The organism is Streptomyces olindensis (genome assembly GCF_040645895.1).
In the GTDB taxonomy this organism is placed as follows: domain Bacteria; phylum Actinomycetota; class Actinomycetes; order Streptomycetales; family Streptomycetaceae; genus Streptomyces; species Streptomyces olindensis.
Window position 1 is genome coordinate 1 of sequence record NZ_JBEYZD010000014.1, and the last position, 21175, is coordinate 21175.

A 21175-nucleotide genomic window follows, 5' to 3' on the forward strand; every position below is an offset into this window, starting at 1 on the left:
CCCAGCCGAGGGAGCTGAGCGAGGAGTGCGCGAGGAGGGTCTCGCCGGGCCGCACCGGCACGGCGCGTGACGCGGAGCGCACACCGGCACGGCACCCGACGGGGAGCCGCACACCGGCACGGCGCGTGACGCGGAGCCGCACACCGGCACGGCACCCGACGGGGAGCCGCACATCGGCACGGCGCGTGACGCGGAGCCGCACACCGGCACGGCACCCGACGGGGAGCCGCACACCGGCACGGCGCGTGACGCGGAGCGCACACCGGCACGGCACCCGACGGGGAGCCGCACATCGGCACGGCGCTCTCCCGGCACGCCGTGGGGTCTGCCGCCCGGCACGCCGTGGAGCTGTCGCCCAGCACGCCGTGGGGCTGTCCGCCCGGCAGGCCCTACGCGCGTGCCTCGCCCCGCCCTGGAGCGGTGGGCCGGTCGCGGAAGCGGTAGCGGCGTTCGGGCCGGCCCGCGACGCCGTAGCGCAGGGACACCTCCACGCGGCCGACGGTGTGGAAGTGCTCCAGGTACCGGCGCGCGCTCACGCGGGAAACCCCGGTCAGGGCCGCGCACTCGGTGGCGGACAGGGTGTCGTCCGCCGCGCGCAGGGCCCGCTCGACCAGCTCGGCGGTCTCCACGCTCATGCCCTTGGGCAGGGCCGCGGCCGCCGAGGCCGGTCCGGCCGCGCCGGCCAGCACCCGGTCGACGTCCGCCTGGTTGCGCACGACCGTGCCCAGCAGCCGGCCGCGCCGGTCGGCGTAGCGCTCCAGCCGGGCGCGCAGTTCCTCGGAGTCGAAGGGCTTGAGGAGGTAGTCGACGACGCCGTGCCGCACGGCGCCGCGGACGGTCTCGGCCTCCCGGGCGGCGCTGACCACCATGACGTCGCAGTCGTGGCCGGCGGTCCGCAGCCGGGGGATGACGTCCAGGCCGAAGATGTCCGGCAGGTGCAGATCGAGCAGGACCAGGTCGGGGCGCAGCTCGTCCACGGCGGTGACGGCCTGCTCCCCGCTGCCGGCGACACCGACGACGCGGAACGGCTCCACGCGCTCGACGAAGGCGCGGTGGACCTTGGCCACCATGAAGTCGTCGTCGACCACGAGGACGTCGATCATCCCGGACGTCCCGGGCTCGCTGGTCATCGGGGTCCGCTCCTTCCGCGCCGGGGCCGCCCATCATGGCGTCCACCTGCGGCGAAGGAAAGAGACGTGCACGGCGGGGCCCGCCGGCCAGGCAGGACACCCCCGGTTCCGGCGACCGCAAAGACCAAAACCTCCGTTGGTTCCGCAAGAGAGACAGCCCGTCGGCGTCCGGTGCAGCATGTGGCCCACCTCACCCTCCCCCACAGGGCCTTTACCTACCCGCATCGACGTACCGACAGGTGGTGGCACTCGTGCGCCTGCGCACTCCCCTCGCCCTGCTCGGGGCCGCCGTGCTCGTGCTCGTCGGTCCGCCGCTGGTGACCACCGGCAGCGGCACCGAGACCGGCACACAGATCCCGGGCCTGCGTTTCATGGTCCCCAACACGCCCGGCGGCGGCTACGACATCACGGCCCGGACGGCCGCGAAGAACGCCGAGGACGCCGGACTGACCCACAACATCGAGGTGTTCAACCTGCCCGGCGCCGGCGGCACGGTGGGCCTGAGCCGGCTGGTGAGCGAGCACGGCAACGGCAAGCTCGCCATGTCCATGGGCCTCGGAGTCGTGGGCGCCGTCCGCTCCAACGACGCGCCGAAGACACTCGGCGACACCACGCCGATCGCCCGGCTCACCGAGGAGCAGGACGTCGTCGTGGTCGCGAAGGACTCCCCGTACAAGACGATCGACGACCTGATCGGCGCCTGGAAGGAGAACCCGGGCAAGCTGCCGGTCGGCGGCGGCTCCTCCCCCGGCGGCCCCGACCACCTCGCGCCGATGCTGATGGCCCGGGCCGCCGGCATCCCCCCGAAGCAGGTCAACTACATCCCCTTCGACGGCGGCGGCGAGCTGCTCGCCTCGATCCTCGGCAACAAGGTCGCCTTCGGTGTCTCCGGTGTCGGCGAGTACCTGGACCAGATCAAGGCGGGCGAGCTGCGCCTCCTCGCGGTCACCGGCCCGGAGCGCGTCGAGGGGCTGGACGCGCCCACGCTGAAGGACGCGGGCTACGACGTGAACTTCACCAACTGGCGCGGCATCGTCGCCCCGCCCGGTCTGTCCGACGGCGAGCGGGACAAGCTCGTGCGGCTGATCGAGGAGCTGCACGACTCGGACGAGTGGCGCAAGTCCCTGGAGCAGAACGGCTGGGACGACGCCTTCCTCACGGGCGAGGAGTTCGGCGCGTTCCTCGACGCCGAGGACAAGCGCGTGGTTTCGGTGCTGAAGGAGCTGGGACTGTGACGACGCAGACCACCGACATTCCCCCCGCGCAGGGCGACGAGAAGCGCTCGTGGCTGCGGGAGCACTCCGAGCTCGGCGTGTGCGCGCTGCTGCTGGCACTGGGCGTGCTCGTCCTCACGGACGCGCTCACCATGGACGTCGACATCGCCCAGCGCGGCCCGGTCGGCCCGAAGACCGTGCCGGTCGTGGTCGGCGCCGGCCTGCTGGTGATCGCCGCGCTGCTCGCCCTGGACGTGCTGCGCGGCGGCCGGGGCCAGGCCGAGACCGGCGAGGACGTCGACCTGTCGGAGCCCGCCGACTGGCGCACCGTGCTGCTGCTGGCCGGGGTGTTCCTCGGCGCGGCCGTGCTGATCGAGCCGCTCGGATTCCCCGTCGCGGGCGCGCTGCTGTTCTGGGGCGCGGCGTTCGCGCTCGGCAGCCGCAGGCTCGACCGCGACCCGCTCATCGCGGCCGGGCTCTCCCTGGTCACCTACACCGTCTTCAACAACCTGCTCGGAGTGCCCCTGCCCGGCGGTCCGCTGATGGGAGTGCTGTGACATGGATGCCTTCAACTCCCTTCTGGACGGCTTCGGTACGGCCCTCACCCCGATCAACCTGCTGTGGGCCGTCATCGGCGTGCTGCTCGGCACGGCGATCGGCGTGCTGCCCGGCATCGGCCCGGCGATGGCGGTCGCGCTGCTGCTGCCGGTGACGTACGGGCTCGATCCGACCGGCGCGTTCATCATGTTCGCGGGCATCTACTACGGCGCGATGTTCGGCGGCTCGACCACCTCCATCCTGCTCAACACGCCCGGCGAGAGCGCGGCGGTGGTGGCGGCCATGGAGGGCAACCCCATGGCCAAGTCCGGGCGCGGCGCGCAGGCCCTCGCGGCGGCCGCCGTCGGGCACTTCGCGGGCGGCCTGATCGGCACGATCCTGCTGGTCGCGCTGGCGCCGACGGTCGCCGAACTGGCCGTGGACATCGGCGCGCCGGACTACTTCGCCATCATGGTGCTGGCGTTCATCGCGGTGACGTCGGTGCTGGGTTCGTCCCGGGTCCGGGGCATGGCGTCCCTGCTGATCGGCCTGACGCTCGGCCTGGTGGGCCTGGACCAGATGACCGGCCAGCAGCGGCTCACCTTCGGCTCGCTGCAACTCGCCGACGGCATCGACGTCGTCATCGTCGCGGTCGGTCTCTTCGCGATCGGCGAGGCCCTGTGGGTCGCCGCGCACCTGCGGCGCAGGCCGCCCGAGCCGATCCCGGTGGGCCGGCCGTGGCTGGGGCGCGGGGATGTGAACCGGACCTGGAAGTCGTGGCTGCGCGGCCCGTTCATCGGGTTCCCGTTCGGCGCCATCCCGGCGGGCGGCGCGGAGATTCCCACCTTCCTGTCGTACGTGACGGAGAAGCGCCTGTCGAAGCACAAGGACGAGTGGGGCAAGGGCGCCATCGAGGGCGTCGCGGGGCCGGAGTCGGCGGCGTCGGCCTCGGCGGCGGGCACGCTGGTGTCGATGCTGACCCTGGGCCTGCCGACCACGGCGGTCGCGGCCGTGATGCTGGCCGCGTTCCAGCAGTACGGCATCCAGCCCGGCCCGCTCCTCTTCGAGCGCGAACCGGACCTGGTGTGGGGCCTGATCGCCTCCCTGTTCGTCGGCATGGTGCTGCTGCTGGCGCTCAACCTGCCGCTGGCGCCGGTCTGGGCGAAGCTGCTGCGCATCCCGCGGCCGTACCTGTACGCGGGGATCCTGTTCTTCGCGGCGGTCGGCGCCTACGCGGTCGGCGGTGAGGTGATCGACCTGGTGATCCTGCTGATCATCGGCCTGATCGGGTTCGGCATGCGCCGCTACGGGCTGCCCGTGCTGCCCGCCGTCATCGGCGTGATCCTCGGCCCGAACGCCGAGCAGCAGCTGCGGCGTGCCCTGCAGATCAGCGACGGCAGCGTCACCGGGCTGGTCAACACGCCGTTCGCGGTGACGGTGTACGCGGTGATCGTGCTGCTGCTGGCCTGGCCGCTGGTGAGGAAGGCGGTGACGCGGAGCCGCGCCGCGGCCTGACCCGGTCAACGCGGCACCCGCTCCCGGGTGCCGTCCGGGAAGCGGATCTCCACCTCTCCGGCCCCGGTGACCCGTACGCGCGTTCCTGAACCGCGCGCGTGCGGGTCGCCGTCGTTCATCCGCGGGTCGGCGCTCAGCACGACGAGGGTCACCAGCAGGTGGGTGCCGCCCGGGTGGGCGGGCAGCGTGAGGTGCGGGGTCGCCGAGTGGTGGCCGTGGGCGTTGGTGCCGGCCCTGTGCGCCACGGCCGTTACGGCGTCCCGCCACCCGTGCAGGCCGACGAGCGTGCTGGTCAGTCCGTCCGCGCGGCGGGCCAGGGCCCAGCCGGGGCCGGTGCGCGCGGTGGGCGGCCCGGCGTCGTCGGCGACGGCCCAGCCGCCCTCGCGCACGGGCGTGCCGGGCGGTGCGTCGACGCGGTGCACGCGCACCTCCCACGGGCCGTGCACGACGCTGACCGTCTCGACGCGGTGGCCTTCGGCGCCGCCCGGGAGCACGGCCCGGTGCCAGGACGCGGCCCGGTCGCCCGCGACGCCCAGGGGGTGGATGCGGCCGCGCGGGCTGGGCGTGCCGTCGGGGGCGAGCAGAGCGATGTGGTTGTCGGGGGCGCGGTCCCCCGGCGTCTCGGGGGCCGTCGCGCTGGAGTAGGCGAGCCGGGCGTAGTGCGGGCTGTCCTGGGCCGTGGCGGGCGGAGGCGGCAGCCGGTCGCTGCCGTGGTTGACGAGCCGTACGATCCCGTCGGCCGCGGTGGAGTGCAGCAGCCAGCCGGGGGCCGGTAACGCGAGGCGTACGTCGGCCGTCTCGACCGGGCCGGGTTCCTCGGGGGCGGTCCACACCGGGTGGTCCGCCGGCAGGAGCAGGCCGAGGAAGGCCTTGCTCGCCCAGTACGGGGAGGCCGGGCCCGAGTACCGCTGGGTGACCGGGAGGAACGGCCCGTACCAGCCGAGGGTGAGCAGTCCCTCGGCGTCGGGCACGCCGCGCTCGGCGAAGTGCTTCAGCGCGCCGGAGGCGAGGCGGCGGGTGCGGCCGGGGGGCAGCGGGGTGGCGTCGGCGAGGGCGCCCGCCCACAGGGGCGCCGTCGTGGCGAACCGGTAGGTGAGGGAGCGGCCCTGGTGGACCGGTGCGCCGTCGCCGCCGAAGAAGTGCTGGTGGTCGTGGAGGAACGACCGCAGGCGCGCCCGGTGTTCCGCGACCGGCCGGGGGTCGGCGCGCGGCCCGGCGATGCGGGCCCACAGGACCGGGTACAGGTGCAGGGCCCAGGCGTTGTAGTAGTCGAACTTGCGGCCGTCGCCGTCGGTGTACCAGCCGTCGCCCCGGTACCAGTCCTCCAGGCGGGCCAGGCCCGCGTCGATCTCGGAGCGGCTGTGCGGGGCGCCGACGGAGGCGAGGAACTCCTCGGTGATGACCTGGAACAGCCGCCAGTTGGAGTCGTTGACGACCGCTCCGACGAAGCCGCCCAGCCAGTCGGCGACCCGCTGCCGTACGCGGTCGTCGAGCCGGTCCCAGATCCAGGGGCGCGTCTCGTGCAGGGCGATCGCGACGGAGGCGGCCTCGACCATGGGCTGGCCCCGGTCGGTGATGGGCGGCCAGCGGTCGGGGCCGTGCGGGTCGGTGCCGGCCGCGAGTCCGGCGGCGTACCGCTCGATCAGGTCGGGCCGCTGCCCGCCCGATCCGGCGATGCGGAAGGCGGCCAGCAGGAAGGAGCGGGCGAAGCCCTCCAGTCCGTCGGACCAGGGCCCGGAGTGGCTGGGCGGTCCGGGGAGGCGGTACTGGGCGAGGCCCGGGGAGGCGTAGGGGGTCAGGGCGTCGAGGAGGCGGTCGGCGATCGCCTCCCAGTGGGCGCGGGTCCAGCCGGTGACGGGCGAGGTCAGCGGATCGGGGGGTGGCAGGTGGGGCAGGTTGGGGAGGTGGGCCGGTTCGGGGAGCGACACGTGCGGCGCGCTCATGCGGGTGTGGTTCCTCCGTTGGTCACAGGGCGCGCCCGGGCGGGGGCGGGCCGACGCTGTCGCGGACGACGATGTGGGTGCCGAGCAGGTGGTGGGCCCCGGCGGCGTGCTCGGGGTCGCGCAGCGCGATGCGTACGGCGGCGCGGCCGAGTTCCTCGGCGGGGGTGCGGACGGTGGTGAGCGGCGGGTTGAAGTCCTCGGCGAGCGGGATGTCGTTGTAGCCGACGACGGAGAGGTCCCCGGGCACGCTCAGCCCGGCGTCGGCGATGGCGCGCAGGACGCCGGCGGCGACCATGTCGTCCCCGGCGAAGACGGCCGTGAACTCCCTTTTCCGTTTGAGGAGTTCGGTCATGGCGCGGTGTCCTGCGGCGCGGCCGAGGCCGCAGTCGACGACGTGCGCGGCCTCGGGCGGCAGCCCGTGCTCGGCGAGGGCGGCCCGGTAGCCGGCCACGCGGGCGTCGAGGGCGGTGTTGCCCGGCAGCCCGCCGAGGAAGACGATCCTGCGGTGCCCGGCGGAGAGCAGGTGGCCGGTGACGGCGTGGGCTCCGGCCTCGTTGTCGAACTCGACGACCAGCGCGGGGATGCCGGGGTCGGGCGCGGGCCGGCCGCAGAGCACGAGCCGGGCGCCGGAGGAGTCCAGGGCGTGGGCGTAGTGGGCGACGCGCTCACGGTAGGCGTCGTCCTCGACGACCCCGCCGACGAGGATCACCAGCCGGGCCCCCTCCTCCCGCATGAGCTGCACGAATTCCATCTCGCGCTGCGCGTCCCCGCCGGTGGCGCCGACCACGCAGAGCCAGCCGCGGTCGGCGGCCTCGGCCTCCACGCCCTCCGCGACCTGCGCGTAGAAGGGGCTGGTGACCTGGCGGACGACGACGGCGGCCATCTTGCGGCCGCCGCCGACCAGGGCGCGGGCGTGCGCGTTGGCCACGTAGTCCAGGTCGCGGGCCGCGCGCAGGACCCGGGCGCGGGTCGCGGCGGGCACCGGGTGGTTGCCGCTGAGCGCGCGGGAGGCGGTGGCCGTGGACACGCCGGCCCGCTCGGCGACCTCGCGGATCGTGACCCGTCCCTTGGACACCATGTCGTTCCCCATCCCCCGCATCCCCTCTTCCGGCCACCGCCGCTCAGGTGTTGGCCGCGTAGTCCTTCGCGTACTCCTCGGCCATTCTGTCGCCGCCGCGGCTCCGCCACTTCCGCACCGCCGCGTCCCACTCGGACAGGGGCAGGCGCCCGGCGATGATGCCGGTGGCGGTGTCGTCCAGGAGGGTCTTGAGGGTGGCGCCCTGGGCGTTGTTCGTCGCGGACTGGAGCCCGAAGGAGGCGTCGCGGACGGCGTGCGGGACGACCTTGCGCTGCCAGGCGTGCAGGGCGCGCACGGCGTCGGGCATGCCGGGCACGAACAGCACCTGGGGGCCTTCGGCGAGGTACTTCAGCGGCAGGTTGGTGTTGTTCTCGACCTCGCCGAGCCGGGTGGGTTCGGGGGAGCCGTCCGCTGCGCGGGTGAAGTGGACGCCCTCGACACCGTAGTGGACGAGTTCCCACTCCTCGCTGCCGAAGGGCGCGGCCAGGTAGTCGAGGATGCGCAGCAGCAGTTCGACGCGCTCCTTCTTCGCCTGCTTCAGGACGGTGTAGCCGAAGGAGCGGCGGGCGGCGACGATGCCGCCGGGCTCGCCGCCGACGCTGTACGGCAGGGCCGCGGCCGGGGTCATCCTGCCCTTCGACTCGCGGTACTTGGGCAGGTAGGCGCCGAAGCCGTCCTGCATGGAGCCGACGGTGCCGTTGTAGTAGAGGGTGGTGAGGTCGATCTGGGAGATGGACGTGGCGTCGGGGTGGTAGGAGCCGTTCTTGCGCAGCTGCGCCCGGAAGGCGATCGACGCCTTGTAGCGTTCGTCGGCCGCCGCCGGGAGGAAGGTGCCGTTCTCGGTGACGGCCCAGCTCTGGGGCGCGTTGTGGGCGGCGGAGTGGTAGCCGTTGCCGAACAGGGAGCCGGTCGCGGCGCCGAGCATGTACGTCTTCCCGCGGGTGCCCCGCCGCGCCACGGCGGCGAAGTCCTCGCCGGTCCAGCCCTCCGTCATGCCCGCGTCGGCGAACATGTCCTGGTTGATCCACAGCGTCGAGCCGGGCAGCGGGCGTTCCAGCGGGATGCCGTAGATGCGGCCGCCGATGCGGCCCATGTCGCGCCAGGCGTGGGTGGGGATGCCCGCGAGGTTGGGGTAGTCGGCGACGGCGTCGCCGGAGAGGTACGGCGTGAGGTCCTGGGCGCGGCGCTGCACGAACTGTGCCTCGCGGGGCAGGGTGAAGCCGGAGAACATGTTGATGATGTCCGGCAGGGCGTCGGCGTCGCCGGCCATGACGGTCGCCATCTTCTTCTGGTAGTCGGCCTGGGAGATGATCGTGTACTCGATCTTGACGCCGAGGGCCTTCTCGACGGCGGCCCAGAAGCGGTTCTGCGAGGCGGGCTTGGGCGGGGTGCCGAAGGAGACGGTCATGACGCGGACGGCGGAGCCGTCGCCCGGAGTGCGGGAGACCGACTTGACCAGGTCCGAGGGGTAGGAGGTGTAGCCGGCCTGGACACCGGAGTCGGTGGGGGCCAGGTCGGGCCGGGGCCCGGCGGTGGGCCGGTAGGCCGGCCAGGGGGCGAGCTTCTTCCCGGCGTTGGAGACGTCGCCGCCGCCGGATTCCGAGGAACAGGCGGTCAGCAGACCGGGGACGGAGACGGCGGCACCGCCCGCCGCCATGGAGCGCAGGAGGGTGCGTCGGGACATGCGGGGCATGGGTGAACCACCTCGTGTCAGCTCTTGATGGCGCCGGTGAGCACGCCCTTGGTGAAGTACTTCTGCAGGAAGGGGTAGACGAGCAGGATCGGCACGGTGGCGATCACGAGCACCGCCATCTGCACGGTCTGCGGAGCGGTGACGGTGGCCTCGCCGGTGGTCGCGTCGGTCAGCCCTGCCCCGGCCACGACATAGGTGCGCAGCACCTGCTGGAGCGGCCAGTGGTCGCTCTCCAGGTACAGCGAGGCGTAGAACCAGGAGTTCCAGTAGGCGACGGCGTAGAACAGGCCGACGACGGCGAGCGCGGCCTTGGACAGCGGCAGCACCACCGACACCAGCACCCGCCAGTCCCCCGCCCCGTCCAGCCGGGCCGCCTCGTACAGCTCCTCGGGGATGGACTGGAAGAAGCCGCGCAGCACGACGAGGTTGAACACGTTGACCAGGACGGGCAGGACGAGCGAGGCGTAGGAGTCGAGCAGGCCGAGTTCCTTGACGAGCAGGAAGCTCGGGATCATGCCGGGCGGGAAGAGGAACGTGAACAGCACCAGCAGGAGGACGGGCTTGCCGCCGAAGACGCCGGGGCGGGACAGCGCGTAGGCCAGGGTCACGGTGCAGGCGAGGCTGAGCAGCGTGCCCACGATCGTCACGCCCGCGCTGACGCCGAGGGCGTGGGTGACGATGCCGCCGTCGAAGATGTCGCGGTAGGCGTCGAGGGTGGGCTCGCTGGGCCACAGCACCCAGCCGCCGTTGTCCACGACCTCCTGCGTGGAGGCCAGTGAGGTCGACACGATCACCAGGAACGGCACGCACACCAGCAGCACGACCGCGGCCAGGGCGAGGGCCTTCGCGGCCTGGGTGAGCGGCCGGGGCCGCTCCATCCAGCCGGGACGGGCGGACGCGCTCACCGGTAGACCCCCTGTTCGCCGAGGCGGTGGGCGACCTTGTTGGCCGCGTAGACGAGGAGGGCGCCGACGAGCCCCTTGAACAGTCCCGCCGCGGCGGCGAAGCCGTAGTCGCCGCCGACGATGCCCTGGTAGTAGACGAAGGTGTCGATGACCTCGGCGGTCTCCGGTCCGACCGCGTCGCGCTGCAGCAGCATCTGCTCGAAGCCGACGGAGAGGATGTCCCCGAGCCGCATGATGAGCAGCAGCACGATCACCGGGCGGATGGCGGGCAGGGTGATGTGCCAGAAGCGGCGCCAGGGGCCGGCGCCGTCGATGGCGGCCGCCTCGTACTGCTGCTCGTCGACCTGGGCGAGCGCGGCGAGGAAGATGATCGTGCCCCAGCCGGCGTCCTTCCAGATGACCTGGGCGACGACGAGCGGCTCGAAGGCGTCGGGGTTGCCGATGATGTCGACGGTGTGCAGACCGGCCCCGCCGAGAGTGCTGTTGAGCAGGCCGGTGTCCCCGAGCACCTGCTGGAAGAGCGCGACGACGATCACCCACGAGATGAAGTGCGGGAGATACGCCACCGACTGCACGAACCGGCGCACCGAGGACCAGGTGAGCGTGTGCAGCAGCAGGGCGAGGCCGAGCGGCACCGGGAAGTAGAAGACCAGCTGGAGGACGGCGAGCCAGAGGGTGTTGAGGACCGCGTCCCAGAAGGCGCCGTCCTCGAACATGCGCTGGAAGTTGCCGGTTCCGGCCCAGGGGCTGCCCCACAGGCCGTCGAACGGCACGTACTCCTTGAACGCGATGACGTTGCCGGCGAGCGCGCCGTAGTGGAAGAGCAGGAAGTAGGCGAGTCCGGGCAGCATGAGCAGGAACAGCGTCCGGCTCTGAAAACCTTTACGTAAGCGCTTCGTCCGTGCGGGGCGACGGCGATCCGGGTCCACCCCCTTCACACCTGCTGGTTCCCGTAAGGCAGTTGCCACGGCTCCCCCTCACCTCGGCGTGTCCGGTGAGGGGAAGTTAAAACGCTTTCACTGCGTGGTCAACACTTCTGACACGGCGGGACCCGGGCGCGGTGACGCGGGGTCAGGCCGCGAGCAGTCCCCTGCCCAGCCAGTCGGAGGAGTCCCGCACGCCGGGCAGGGCGAAGAAGTAGCCGCCGCCGGTCGGGGAGATGTAGTCGACGAGGGGCTCGTCGATCAGCCGGGTCTGCGTGGCCTCGAACTGGCGCCGCACGTCCTGCTGGTAGCAGCAGAAGACCAGGCCCATGTCGAGGTCGCCGACGCTGTCGACGCCCCGGTCGTAGTTGTAGCCCCGGCGCAGGATGCGGGAGTCGTCGGTCGCCGGGGTGCGCGGGTTGGCGAGGCGGATGTGCGCGTCGAGCGGGATGGCCGTGCCGTGCGGGTCCTTGGCGTAGTCGGGGCTGTCGGTCTCCTGGGCGCCGTCCAGCGGGGCGCCGGTGTCCTTGCGCCGGCCGAACATCAGCTCCTGCTCGTTCAGCGAGACCCGGTCCCAGAACTCGACGAGCATCCGGATGATCCGGATGACCTGGTAGCTGCCGCCGGTCGCCCAGCCGGGTTCGCCCTGCCCGTCCCCGACCCACACGAGGTGGTCCATCTCCCGGGCCGAGGCGACGTCCGGATTGGCTATGCCGTCCTTGAAGCCCAGCAGGTTGCGCTGGGTTCCGCTGGGCCGGGGCGCGTTCTGGAAGCCGTCGGCGCGCCACCGGATCTGCATCGCGCCCCGGGTGTGCTTGGCGATGTCGCGCAGCGCGTGCAGCACGGTGTCCTGCCGGGCCGCGCAGATCTGCAGCGACAGGTCGCCGTGGCACTCGGTGGGGTTCAGGTCGTCGTTCGGGAAGGTCCGCATGGGCGTGAGCCGGCGCGGCCTGGCCTTGGCGAGTCCGTAGCGGTCGTCGAAGAGGGAGGCGCCGACGCCGACCGTGACCGTGAGCGCGTCGGCGGGGACGACCGGGCCGAGGATCCCGTTGTCCGACGGCGGGGCGCCGACGCCCAGGTCCGCGGGGGTGCCGCCGGAGGTGAGGAAACGGGCCCGCTGCGTCACCGTCCGCAGCAGCTCGGCGAGTTCCTCGCGGTCGTCGGCGATGACGTCGAAGGAGACGAAGGCGGCGGCCGCCTGCTGAGGGGTGAGGATCCCGGCCTGATGGACACCGTGGAAGGCCACGGGGCCGGCGTCCGCCCCCTCGGCGGCCCGGGCCGTGCCGCTCCCGGCGAGCGCGAACCCGCCGCCGGCCAGCACGGCCCCGGCGGCCCCGGCGCCCAGGGCCGTCCTGACGAAGGAACGGCGGCCGGTGTGGGCGGGGCAGCCCGGCGGAGGCGTGTCGGCGGACGGCATGGGGACGTTCCCTTCGGGGTGTTCGGCGCGGTGGGGACGGCGGTCGGTGCTCACGCGGACTTCCTGATCTCGAGCAGGTCCGGTACCGGGGAGAGGTCTTCGAGGAGCTGACCGGTGGCCCCGTCGATCCGGGCCTTGGCGGTCCGGTCGAGCCGTGCGACGGGGGTCCAGCGGCCCGCGCGGTGCTCGGAGTCGAGCAGGGCCTGCAGGCGCGCGATGTCCGCGTCGACGGTGGGGAGCAGGTGCGGGGCGCGGGGGGTGAGCAACGGCTTCAGGACGGTGAGCAGTTCACGGGTGCCGGCGAGGTTGGCGTCGGCGCTGGCCAGTCCGGTGCCGCTGCCCTGGTCGGTGTCGCCGGTCAGCTCGAACTGGAGGGTGTTCTCCAGGATCTCGTGGGCGCGCAGGGGAAGGTCGGAGGGGTCGAAGTCCTGGTGCGGGAAGACCTTCCGCAGCCCCTCGGCGTTGTCGGCGAGCTGCTGGGCCGGTCCCTTGAGCCCGGCCGCCGACTGGCCGTGCCACAGCCCGTACTCGACCCGGAGGAAGCCGGTGAAGTCCCTGTCGCGCACCCCGCCCGGCAGGCCGTCGGGCCGGCCGTCGATCTTCCGGTCGAAGTCCTCGAAGGTGCCGTAGGCGGCGCCCAGGGAGGCGTAGGTGCGGTGGGCGGTGAGCCAGTCGGCGCGGGCGGTGTCCAGGTGGCCGGAGCGGATGTCGTCGTCGAGCTCGCGGGTCTGCCGCACGAGGGTGGCCAACCCGCGGTCCACGTACGCCCGGTAGGCCTTGAGCGGCCCGGCGAGGTCCCGCTCGGAGACGGGCACGACGGCCGTGCCGCCGGCGGCGCCGCCGACCCGCACCGCCCTGGAGGTGACGGCCTTGCCGTCCGTGGGCACGCAGCGCCAGGCGTAGCTGCCGCCCGCCACGGTGGCGACGAGGTCCCGGGTGGTGCCCGGGGCGAGGCCCTCGACCTCGCCGTAGACCGCGTGGGTGGCGGGGTCGATGAGGTACACCTCGGCCGTCTCGCCCCCCGTGTTGTGCATCCGGAAGGTCTGCCGTCCCGGCCGGGGCGCGGTGAACCCCCGACCGCAGTCGCTCCCGGAGACGGCGACGGTCTCGCCGCCACCGGGTTTCGGCCGCGCCAGCGCGACGACGACCCCGGCCAGCACTGCGGGCACGACGACGACGGCGACGGGCACGAGCCAGACGGGCCGACGGCGGACGGGCCGACGGAGGACGGGCCGACGGAGGACGAGGCGACGGAGGACGAGGCGACGGAGGACGGGGTGACGGAGGGCGAGGCGACGTCCGCCGGGCCGACGGCCGGCGGGGGCCCGAACCGGGAGCGGCTCGCCGACTCCCCCTCCCGCCGCCCCAGCGGACCGGGACTCGGACGACTCGACGGCCTCGGTCTCGCCCGCCGCGGCGACCCGCGCGCCCGCGAGCGGCTCGGCGCCTCCGCTCTCCCCGGACGCAACAGCCTGCGGCCGAACCGACGCCGCCCCGGCATCGGCCCGAGGAGCGGTGCCTTGAGACCGGAGCCGGGCGGCGGCCTCGGCAGAACCCGGCGCGGCGGCACCGGCAGGAGCCGATGCGGCGGACCCGCCCCGGACTTGTGCCGCACCACCTGCCCGAGCCGGTGTCGCGGCGGGCCCGGCAGGGCCGGCAGGCCCCGGCGCGGCGGACCCGGCAGGAGCCGGCGCCGCGGACCCGTCCCGGACTTGCGCCGCACCATCGGCCCCAGCCGCTGTCACGGCCCCCGCCCGCCCTCCGGGCACACTCCCCGGACCCGCCGCTTCCCCCGCGCCGCCGTCCGTCCGCACCCCCGCCACTCCCCGCACGAACAGCGTCATCACCACGGCCAGATACCCGGCGTACCCGGCCACCTGAAGCCACGTCATCGTCGGTGTCAGGTTGAGCACGCCCTGGAGCAGGGTGCCGTACCAGGAGCCGGCGTCCACGCTGCCGCTCAGGTCGAAGGCGTAGGCCGTCCCGCCGGGCAGGACGCCGCCCTCCTGGAGGTCGCGGAGGCCGTAGCCGAGCACGCCGGCGGCGATGACGACGAGCACCGCGCCGGTGACGGTGAAGAAGCGGGTGAGGTTGATGCGCAGCACCCGCCGGTACAGCCCCCAGCACAGGCCGCCCGCCAGGACGAGTCCGACACCCGCGCCGGTCATCGGCCCGGCCGACTCGTTCGCCGCACGGGCCGTGGTCCACAGGAACAGCGCGGTCTCCAGGCCCTCGCGCCCCACCGCCAGGAAGGAGGTGAGCACCAGGACACCCGCGCCCATGGCCAGCGCCTCGGTGACCTTCTCCTTGAGTTCGCCCGCCAGGTTCCGGGCCGAGCGGCGCATCCAGAAGACCATCGCGGTGACGAAGGCGACGGCCACGATGCTCAGCGTGCCGCCGAAGGCCTCCTGGGCGGTGGCGGAGAGGGACGCGGCGGTGAAGGTGAGGACCGCGCCGAAGCTCAGCGAGAGCGCGATCGCGGCCAGCACCCCGGTCCACACCTGCGGCAGACGGGACTTGGCACCCGCCCGTACGAGGGTGGCGACCAGCACGGAGACGATGAGGCCAGCTTCCAGTCCTTCCCGGAGCCCGATCAGGAAACTCGGAAACGCGTCGTCCCACATGAACCGCGGCCCTCCCGGCCCGAGCCCCGGCTCACCCTCAAGTGACTTAGCCAAGGCATGCCTTACTGACGCGGACCATCATGACCTCGGAACTCTGGGCATCCGGTCATGAATGCCTCATGGCCCGGCAAAAGTCCGCGACGCCACCGGCCGACAGTTCCGCCTCACCCCTCTTGACGCGTCAATGACAACAATGGCTTGATGTGCTGGGAGCGCTCCCACCTCACTCAGGGAAGGGACCACCATGCCCAGCACCCGCCGCTCGTCCTCGCACTTACGGCTCGTCCCGCTCCTCGGCCTCCTGGCCGCCCTGCTCCTCCCCCTCGGCCTGACGCTCGCCCCGCGCGCCACGGCCGCCCCCGCCGCGGACCCCGTCCGGGTCATGCCGCTCGGCGACTCGATCACCGGCTCGCCGGGCTGCTGGCGGGCGGTGTTGTGGAACCGGCTCGCCGACAGCGGTTACAAGGACCTCGACTTCGTCGGCACCCTCCCCCCGCAGGGCTGCGGACAGGCGCACGACGGCGACAACGAGGGACACGGCGGCGAGCTGGTGACCAACGTCGCCGACCGGAACCTGCTGCCCGGCCGGCTCTCGGCCACCCGTCCGGACATCGTTGTCATGCACTTCGGCACGAACGACGTGTGGAGCAGCATCGCCCCCGACCGCATCCTCGCCGCCTACACCAAGCTCGTGGCGCAGATGAGGGTGTCCAACCCGGACATGCGGATCCTCGTCGCACAGCTCATCCCGATGAATCCGAGCAGTTGCGCGGCCTGCGCGCAGCGGGTCGTCGACTTCAACGCGCGGATTCCCGACTGGGCGAGGGCGACCGGCACCGACCGCTCCCCCGTCACCGTCGTCGACCAGTGGACGGGCTTCAGCACGGCCACCGACACCTACGACGGCGTGCACCCCAACGCCTCGGGCGACGCGAAGATCGCCGCCCGCTGGTTCCCGGCCCTGGCGGCGGTCCTCGACGCGGGCGTCCCGCAGGACCCGGGCGGCCCCGGCGAGAACCCCGCCGCCTGCACCGCGCGCTTCCGGGCCGTCTCCTCCTGGCAAGGCGGTTACCAGGGCGAGGTGACGGTGACGAACACGTCCGCCTCCGCCCTCTCGGGCTGGACCGCCACCGTCGTACCGGCGGGCGGCGCACGTCTCGGCCAGGTCTGGAACGGCACGCTCACGACGGCCGCCGACGGCACGGCCACCGTCACGAACGCGGCGTGGAACGGCGCGCCGGCCCCCGGCGCGAGCGCCACGTTCGGTTTCGTCGCCACCACCCCGGCAACGGCCGGGACCCCGGCGGCGACCGTCACGTGCACGGCGAAGGCCCCGGCCGCCTGACACCCGGCCCCGAGTCGATCGCACCCGGCACCAAGGGGCGGGCACACGCCCACCGCTCGCCTCCCGTACACGCGGGCCGTCGGGCCCACCGGCGTCACGCCCCACCTGGCAGGAGCCCCCGCCCGGAAACCACGGCAGGAGACCCAGCCCGCAAACCACGGCAAGAGATCCACCCGGAAGCCACGGCAGGAGAACCGGCCCAGCGACAACGACGGGAGAACCCGCCCAGCAACAAGTTCGAAAGAACCCGCCCGACAACCACCGCGAGAGAACCCCGGCCATCACGACTCAGGCCCACCCGACCCCACACCCGGAGCCGCCATGAGATCCCAACCGCCGCCCCCCGTCCGCCGAACGGCCGCCGTCGCCGTCTCCCTCCTCGCCCTGCTCCTGTCCTTCCTCTCCCTCAGCACCCCGGCGCAGGCGGCCCCCACCGGCTTCCGCGTCGAGAACGGCCGGCTGCTGGAGGCCTCCGGGAACGACTTCGTGATGCGCGGCGTCAACCACGCGCACACCTGGTACACGGACCGGATCAGCTCCCTCGCCCACATCAAGGCCAAGGGCGCCAACACGGTCCGCGTGGTCCTCTCCAGCGGTGACCGCTGGACCCGCAACGACGCCGCCGACGTGGCGAACGTGGTCTCCCAGTGCAAGCAGAACCGGCTGATCTGCGTGCTGGAGGTGCACGACACGACCGGTTACGGCGAGCAGAGCGGAGCCGCCACGCTCTCCCGGGCCGCCGACTACTGGATCAGCGTGCAGAGCGCGCTGACCGGTCAGGAGGACTACGTCATCGTCAACATCGGCAACGAGCCGTACGGCAACACCGGCTACTCGGCGTGGACGGCCGACACCAAGGCGGCGATCCAGAAGCTGCGGGGCGCCGGCTTCGACCACACGATCATGGTCGACGCGCCCAACTGGGGCCAGGACTGGGCGTTCACCATGCGCGACAACGCCGCCTCGGTCTTCGCCGCCGACCCGGACGCCAACACGGTCTTCTCGATCCACATGTACGGCGTCTTCGACACCGCCGCCGAGATCACCGACTACCTGAACCGCTTCGTCACCGCGAAACTCCCCATCGTGGTGGGCGAGTTCGGGCACGACCACTCGGACGGCAACCCGGACGAGGACACCATCCTGGCCGTCGCCCAGCAGCTCCGCCTCGGCTATCTCGGCTGGTCGTGGAGCGGCAACGGCGGCGGGGTCGAGTACCTGGACATGGTCACGAACTTCGACCCGAACCAGCTCACGCCCTGGGGTCAGCGGCTCTTCAACGGCGCGAACGGCATCGCCGCGACCGCCAAGGAGGCCGCGATCTACTCCTCCGGCGGGGGCGACACCACTCCCCCGACGGCCCCCGGCGCCCCGAGGGCCTCAGGGGTGACGTCCTCGTCCGTCACCCTGACGTGGGCGGCCGCCACCGACGCGACGGGCGTCACCGGCTACGACGTCGTCCGGATCAGCGGCGGCACGGAGACCGTCGCCACCACCACGGCGACCACCACGGCGACCCTCACCGGCCTGTCCCCGGCCACCGCGCACACCTTCGCCGTCTACGCCCGCGACGCCGCCGGCAACCGCTCGCCCCGCTCGGCCACAGTGACGGTCACGACGTCGCCCGGCGGCTCCCCGTCGGCCTGCGGCGTGGGCTACCGGGTGACGAGCAGCTGGCCCGGCGGTTTCCAGGGCGAGATCACCCTCCGCAACACCGGCACGTCGGCGATCAACGGCTGGACGTTGCGCTGGACCTTCCCCGACAGCCAGCGCATCACCAACCTCTGGGGCGGCACGGCGACGCAGACCGGCTCCGCGGTGAGCGTCGCGGCCGCCTCGTACACGGCGACGATCCCCGCGGCGGGCTCGGTCACCCTCGGCTTCACGGCCACCCGGGCGACCGCGAATCCGAGCCCGACGGCGTTCACGCTGAACGGCGCCGACTGCTCCGTGAGCTGACCCGGCACCGCGCGACGTGCCGCCGGACCCGTGCGCCCCGGGCCCGGCGGCACCCTCGCCATCCGTGTGATCCGCGTGATCAGCGTGATCCGTGTGATCCGTACTACACCACCCCCGTGGGCGGTTTACGCCGCCCCGCAGTGGTCAGGCGGCGGGGATGTCGCACCGGCACCCCGCAGCCGTATCTCCGGCAAGACGCGTCCGCACCCGTCCGGGTTCCCCGCACACCGCTCAGGGGGCCCGATGAGCGAGGACACCCTGCGCATGCGCCCGGTCCCGGCCACCGCGGCCGAACGGACGGAGCAGCCCGCGAGGGAGCCGGCCGGGCAGCGCGACGCCTTCTTCGACAACGCCAAGTACCTGGCGATCGTGCTGGTGGCCGTCGGGCACGCCTGGGAGCCGCTGCGGGACGGCAGCCGCACGGTCAGCGCGCTGTACATGGTCGTGTACGCGTTCCACATGCCGGCGTTCATCATCGTCTCCGGGTACTTCTCGCGCTCCTTCGACGCCGGCCCGGGGCGGATCAGGCGTCTGGTCACCGGCCTCGTCGTCCCGTACGTCGTGTTCGAGACGGCGTACACCCTGTTCACCCGGTGGACGGACCAGGAGCCCGACCGGCCGGTCAGCCTGCTGGACCCGCTGTACCTGACCTGGTTCCTGGCCGCGCTGTTCATCTGGCGCCTGACCACGCCGGTGTGGCGGCAGGTGCGGTGGCCGCTGCCCCTCGCCCTCGTCGTCGCCATGCTGGCGACGCTCTCCCCGTCCATCGGCAACGACCTCGACCTGCAGCGCACCCTGCAGTTCCTGCCGTACTTCGTGCTCGGCCTGCTGCTGAAGCCGGAGCACTTCCAGCTGGTACGCCGCCGCGCGGTGCGGATCGTCGCCGTGCCGGTGTTCGCCTGCGCGGTCGCCGTGGCCTACTGGGCGGTCCCGCGGATGACCGGCGCCTGGTTCTACCACCGCGACAGCGCCGCGGAACTCGCCGCGCCGTCCTGGTACGGGCCCGTCATGACGCTGGTGACCTTCGGCTGTTCGCTGGTCCTGGCGGCCTGCTTCCTGTCCTGGGTGCCGGGGCGCCGGACCTGGTTCACCGTGCTGGGCGCGGGCACGCTGTACGGCTACCTGCTGCACGGTTTCGTCGCCCAGGGGTCCAAGTACTGGGGCTGGTACGACCCGGCGTGGGTGCACCGGCCGGTGGGCGTGATCGTCGTGACGGTCGTCGCCGCCCTGCTCGTGACGGCGCTGTGCACCCCGCCGGTGCGGCGGCTGCTGCGCTGGCTGGTGGAGCCCGATGCGGCGTGGGCGTTCCGCCGGGACGCGGGCGAGCGGGCGCGGGAGCGGGCCTCCGGCCGGAGGTCACCCGGCGTCACAGCCGGATGATGACCAGGGCGATGTCGTCGGGCGCCCCGCTGGTGACACCGAGCCGGTCCAGCAGGGCGTCCGCCAGGAGATCCGGGGCGAGGCCGCTGTGCCGTGAGAGGGCCGAGGTGAGGCGCTCCAGGCTCGCGTCGATGTCCTCGTCGCGACGCTCGACGAGTCCGTCGGTGTAGAGCACGAGGAGGTCGCCCGGCGTGTAGGGCAGACCCGCCTGGGGCCGGGGGACGTGGTAGGGGCGGGCGCCGAGCGGCGGGTCGGTGGCCTGGTCCAGCAGCTCGCAGGTTCCGTCCGTATGGAGCAGGATCGGGGGCAGGTGTCCGGCGTTGCTGTAGATGATCAGCCGGCTGCGGGTGTCGATGAGTACCTTGACGGCGGTCGCCGCCATCGCGCCGTCGACGGAGCGGGCGTACAGGCCGAGGACCTCCAGGGCCTGGGCGGGGCTGGGGATGGCCCGGATGGCCGCGCTCAGGGCGCTGCGGAGCATGCCCATGACGGCCGCGGCCTGCAGGCCGTGGCCGACGACGTCGCCGACCGCCGCGGCGTAGCGGTCGGGCGGCAGGTCGACCACGTCGTACCAGTCGCCGCACACGTTGAGCGAGCGGGTCGCGGGCAGGTAGCGCACGGCGATGCTGTCGTCGTGCCGGGTCAGATCGCGGTCCTGGAGCATGGCCTCCTGGAGGGCGACGGCGACCTGGCGTTCGCGGTCGTGGGCCTCGCGCAGTTCCTGGTTCAGCCGGTGCAGCTCGCGGGCGCGCACGTAGAGCTCGGCCGCCATGCCCTTCTCCCGTTCGGTGAACTCCTCCGTGAGCCGGCGGGCCCGGCCCGACCGGATGAAGGCGGTGACGTCCTCGGAGCGCTGGACGATCCACGCCACCGTGCCGTCCGGGGCCGGGATCGGGGTGTGGATGTTGGACCACCACCGCTCCTCGAACCCGCTGGGCCGGCCGGGGGCGGCGATGTCGTACCGCTGCAGGACCAGGGTGTCCGGGGCCCCGGTGTCCAGCACCCGGCGCAGGGACGCCTTGATGTTGCGTTCCGCGTCGGCGGCGGTGCCGGGGTTGGCGGGCAGGGCGTCGAAGAAGTACTTCCCGATCAGTTCCGGCCTGGTCCGTTTCGTGGCGTCCAGATAGGCCTGGTTCGCGTAGCGGATCACCAGGTCCGGGTCCAGCACCAGGTACGGGCTCGGGGTGGCGTCGAAGAACGCCGTGAAGTCGATGTCCGCTGCCATGGCGCGCTCTCTTCGGTCCGTGAGCCCGGCTGCCCGCCCTACCAATCTACGAGCGATCCCCGGTCCGGGCCCAACGGTCGACCGCCGCGGGCCGGCGGTCCTTGCTCACGTCTGCCTTTCCTCCGAGGGCCTGGGGCACGACGACGGCCCGCGGCCGGCCGTCGTCAGCAGGCCGACGCCTCCTCCCCCGCGGAGGACGCGGAGGCCGGGGCCACCTCGTCCGCCGTGGTCAGACGGGCAGACTGCAGCCCGGCCCGGTCGGCTCCCCGGTCCGTGTCGTGGGGCGG

Annotated in this window: 15 protein-coding genes; 6 read left to right on the forward strand and 9 right to left on the reverse strand. The window is 73.1% G+C overall.

The features are described 5' to 3' along the window. Positions 1-389: 389 nt before the first annotated feature. Positions 390-1130, reverse strand: a complete 741-nt coding sequence (locus ABZ948_RS11235) for a response regulator (RefSeq protein WP_359758651.1) — start codon at positions 1128-1130, stop codon at positions 390-392. 251 nt (positions 1131-1381) lie between these two features. On the opposite strand from ABZ948_RS11235, the gene ABZ948_RS11240 reads away from it, so the two are divergent. The 3 genes from ABZ948_RS11240 to ABZ948_RS11250 are packed head-to-tail and all read left to right on the forward strand — an operon-like array spanning position 1382 to position 4396. Then, positions 1382-2365, forward strand: a complete 984-nt coding sequence (locus tag ABZ948_RS11240) for a Bug family tripartite tricarboxylate transporter substrate binding protein (RefSeq protein WP_359758783.1) — start codon at positions 1382-1384, stop codon at positions 2363-2365. Next, on the forward strand, positions 2362-2901 hold the full coding sequence (locus ABZ948_RS11245) for a tripartite tricarboxylate transporter TctB family protein (RefSeq protein ID WP_359758652.1): 540 nt from the start codon (positions 2362-2364) through the stop codon (positions 2899-2901). The genes ABZ948_RS11240 and ABZ948_RS11245 overlap by 4 nt, the downstream gene beginning before the upstream one ends. A 1-nt stretch (position 2902) precedes the next feature. Beyond that, entirely contained in the window at positions 2903-4396 is a 1494-nt protein-coding gene (locus ABZ948_RS11250; RefSeq protein ID WP_359758653.1) for a tripartite tricarboxylate transporter permease, read from the forward strand. A gap of 5 nt (positions 4397-4401) precedes the next feature. Here ABZ948_RS11250 and ABZ948_RS11255 read toward each other — a convergent pair whose 3' ends face one another. The 7 genes from ABZ948_RS11255 to efeU all read right to left on the reverse strand — a co-directional run bounded on the left by ABZ948_RS11255 (position 4402) and on the right by efeU (position 14979). Beyond that, positions 4402-6339, reverse strand: coding sequence for a DUF2264 domain-containing protein (locus ABZ948_RS11255; protein WP_359758654.1), 1938 nt, complete (start codon positions 6337-6339; stop codon positions 4402-4404). A gap of 22 nt (positions 6340-6361) precedes the next feature. After that, a complete protein-coding gene (locus ABZ948_RS11260; protein WP_435857480.1) occupies positions 6362-7429 on the reverse strand; it encodes a LacI family DNA-binding transcriptional regulator in 1068 nt (355 codons plus the stop codon). A 31-nt stretch (positions 7430-7460) separates the two neighbouring features. Further along, entirely contained in the window at positions 7461-9110 is a 1650-nt protein-coding gene (locus ABZ948_RS11265; protein ID WP_359758655.1) for an extracellular solute-binding protein, read from the reverse strand. A gap of 17 nt (positions 9111-9127) precedes the next feature. Then, positions 9128-10015 (reverse strand): carbohydrate ABC transporter permease, encoded by an 888-nt coding sequence (locus ABZ948_RS11270; RefSeq protein ID WP_359758656.1) that lies wholly within the window; start codon positions 10013-10015, stop codon positions 9128-9130. After that, positions 10012-10866 carry an ABC transporter permease gene (locus ABZ948_RS11275; protein ID WP_359758657.1) on the reverse strand — a complete coding sequence of 285 codons (855 nt, stop codon included), beginning with the start codon at positions 10864-10866 and terminating at the stop codon, positions 10012-10014. Before ABZ948_RS11275 ends, ABZ948_RS11270 begins: the two co-directional genes overlap by 4 nt. Before the next feature lie 220 nt (positions 10867-11086). Further along, positions 11087-12355 (reverse strand): iron uptake transporter deferrochelatase/peroxidase subunit, encoded by a 1269-nt coding sequence (gene efeB / locus ABZ948_RS11280; protein WP_359758785.1) that lies wholly within the window; start codon positions 12353-12355, stop codon positions 11087-11089. 50 nt (positions 12356-12405) lie between these two features. Continuing rightward, a complete protein-coding gene (gene efeU / locus ABZ948_RS11285; RefSeq protein WP_359758658.1) occupies positions 12406-14979 on the reverse strand; it encodes an iron uptake transporter permease EfeU in 2574 nt (857 codons plus the stop codon). Between the two features lie 244 nt (positions 14980-15223). On the opposite strand from efeU, the gene ABZ948_RS11290 reads away from it, so the two are divergent. The 3 genes from ABZ948_RS11290 (at position 15224) to ABZ948_RS11300 (ending at position 19663) form a co-directional block, all read left to right on the forward strand. Further along, a complete protein-coding gene (locus tag ABZ948_RS11290) occupies positions 15224-16324 on the forward strand; it encodes a GDSL-type esterase/lipase family protein (protein ID WP_359758659.1) in 1101 nt (366 codons plus the stop codon). A gap of 321 nt (positions 16325-16645) precedes the next feature. Next, on the forward strand, positions 16646-18283 hold the full coding sequence (locus ABZ948_RS11295; protein ID WP_359758660.1) for a cellulase family glycosylhydrolase: 1638 nt from the start codon (positions 16646-16648) through the stop codon (positions 18281-18283). Between the two features lie 243 nt (positions 18284-18526). After that, complete coding sequence (locus tag ABZ948_RS11300; protein ID WP_435857481.1) at positions 18527-19663, forward strand: acyltransferase family protein; 1137 nt, start codon at positions 18527-18529, stop codon at positions 19661-19663. On the opposite strand, the gene ABZ948_RS11305 is transcribed toward ABZ948_RS11300, so the two are convergent. Next, a complete protein-coding gene (locus ABZ948_RS11305; RefSeq protein ID WP_359758661.1) occupies positions 19650-20888 on the reverse strand; it encodes a PP2C family protein-serine/threonine phosphatase in 1239 nt (412 codons plus the stop codon). The genes ABZ948_RS11300 and ABZ948_RS11305 overlap by 14 nt on opposite strands. Positions 20889-21175: the final 287 nt, after the last annotated feature.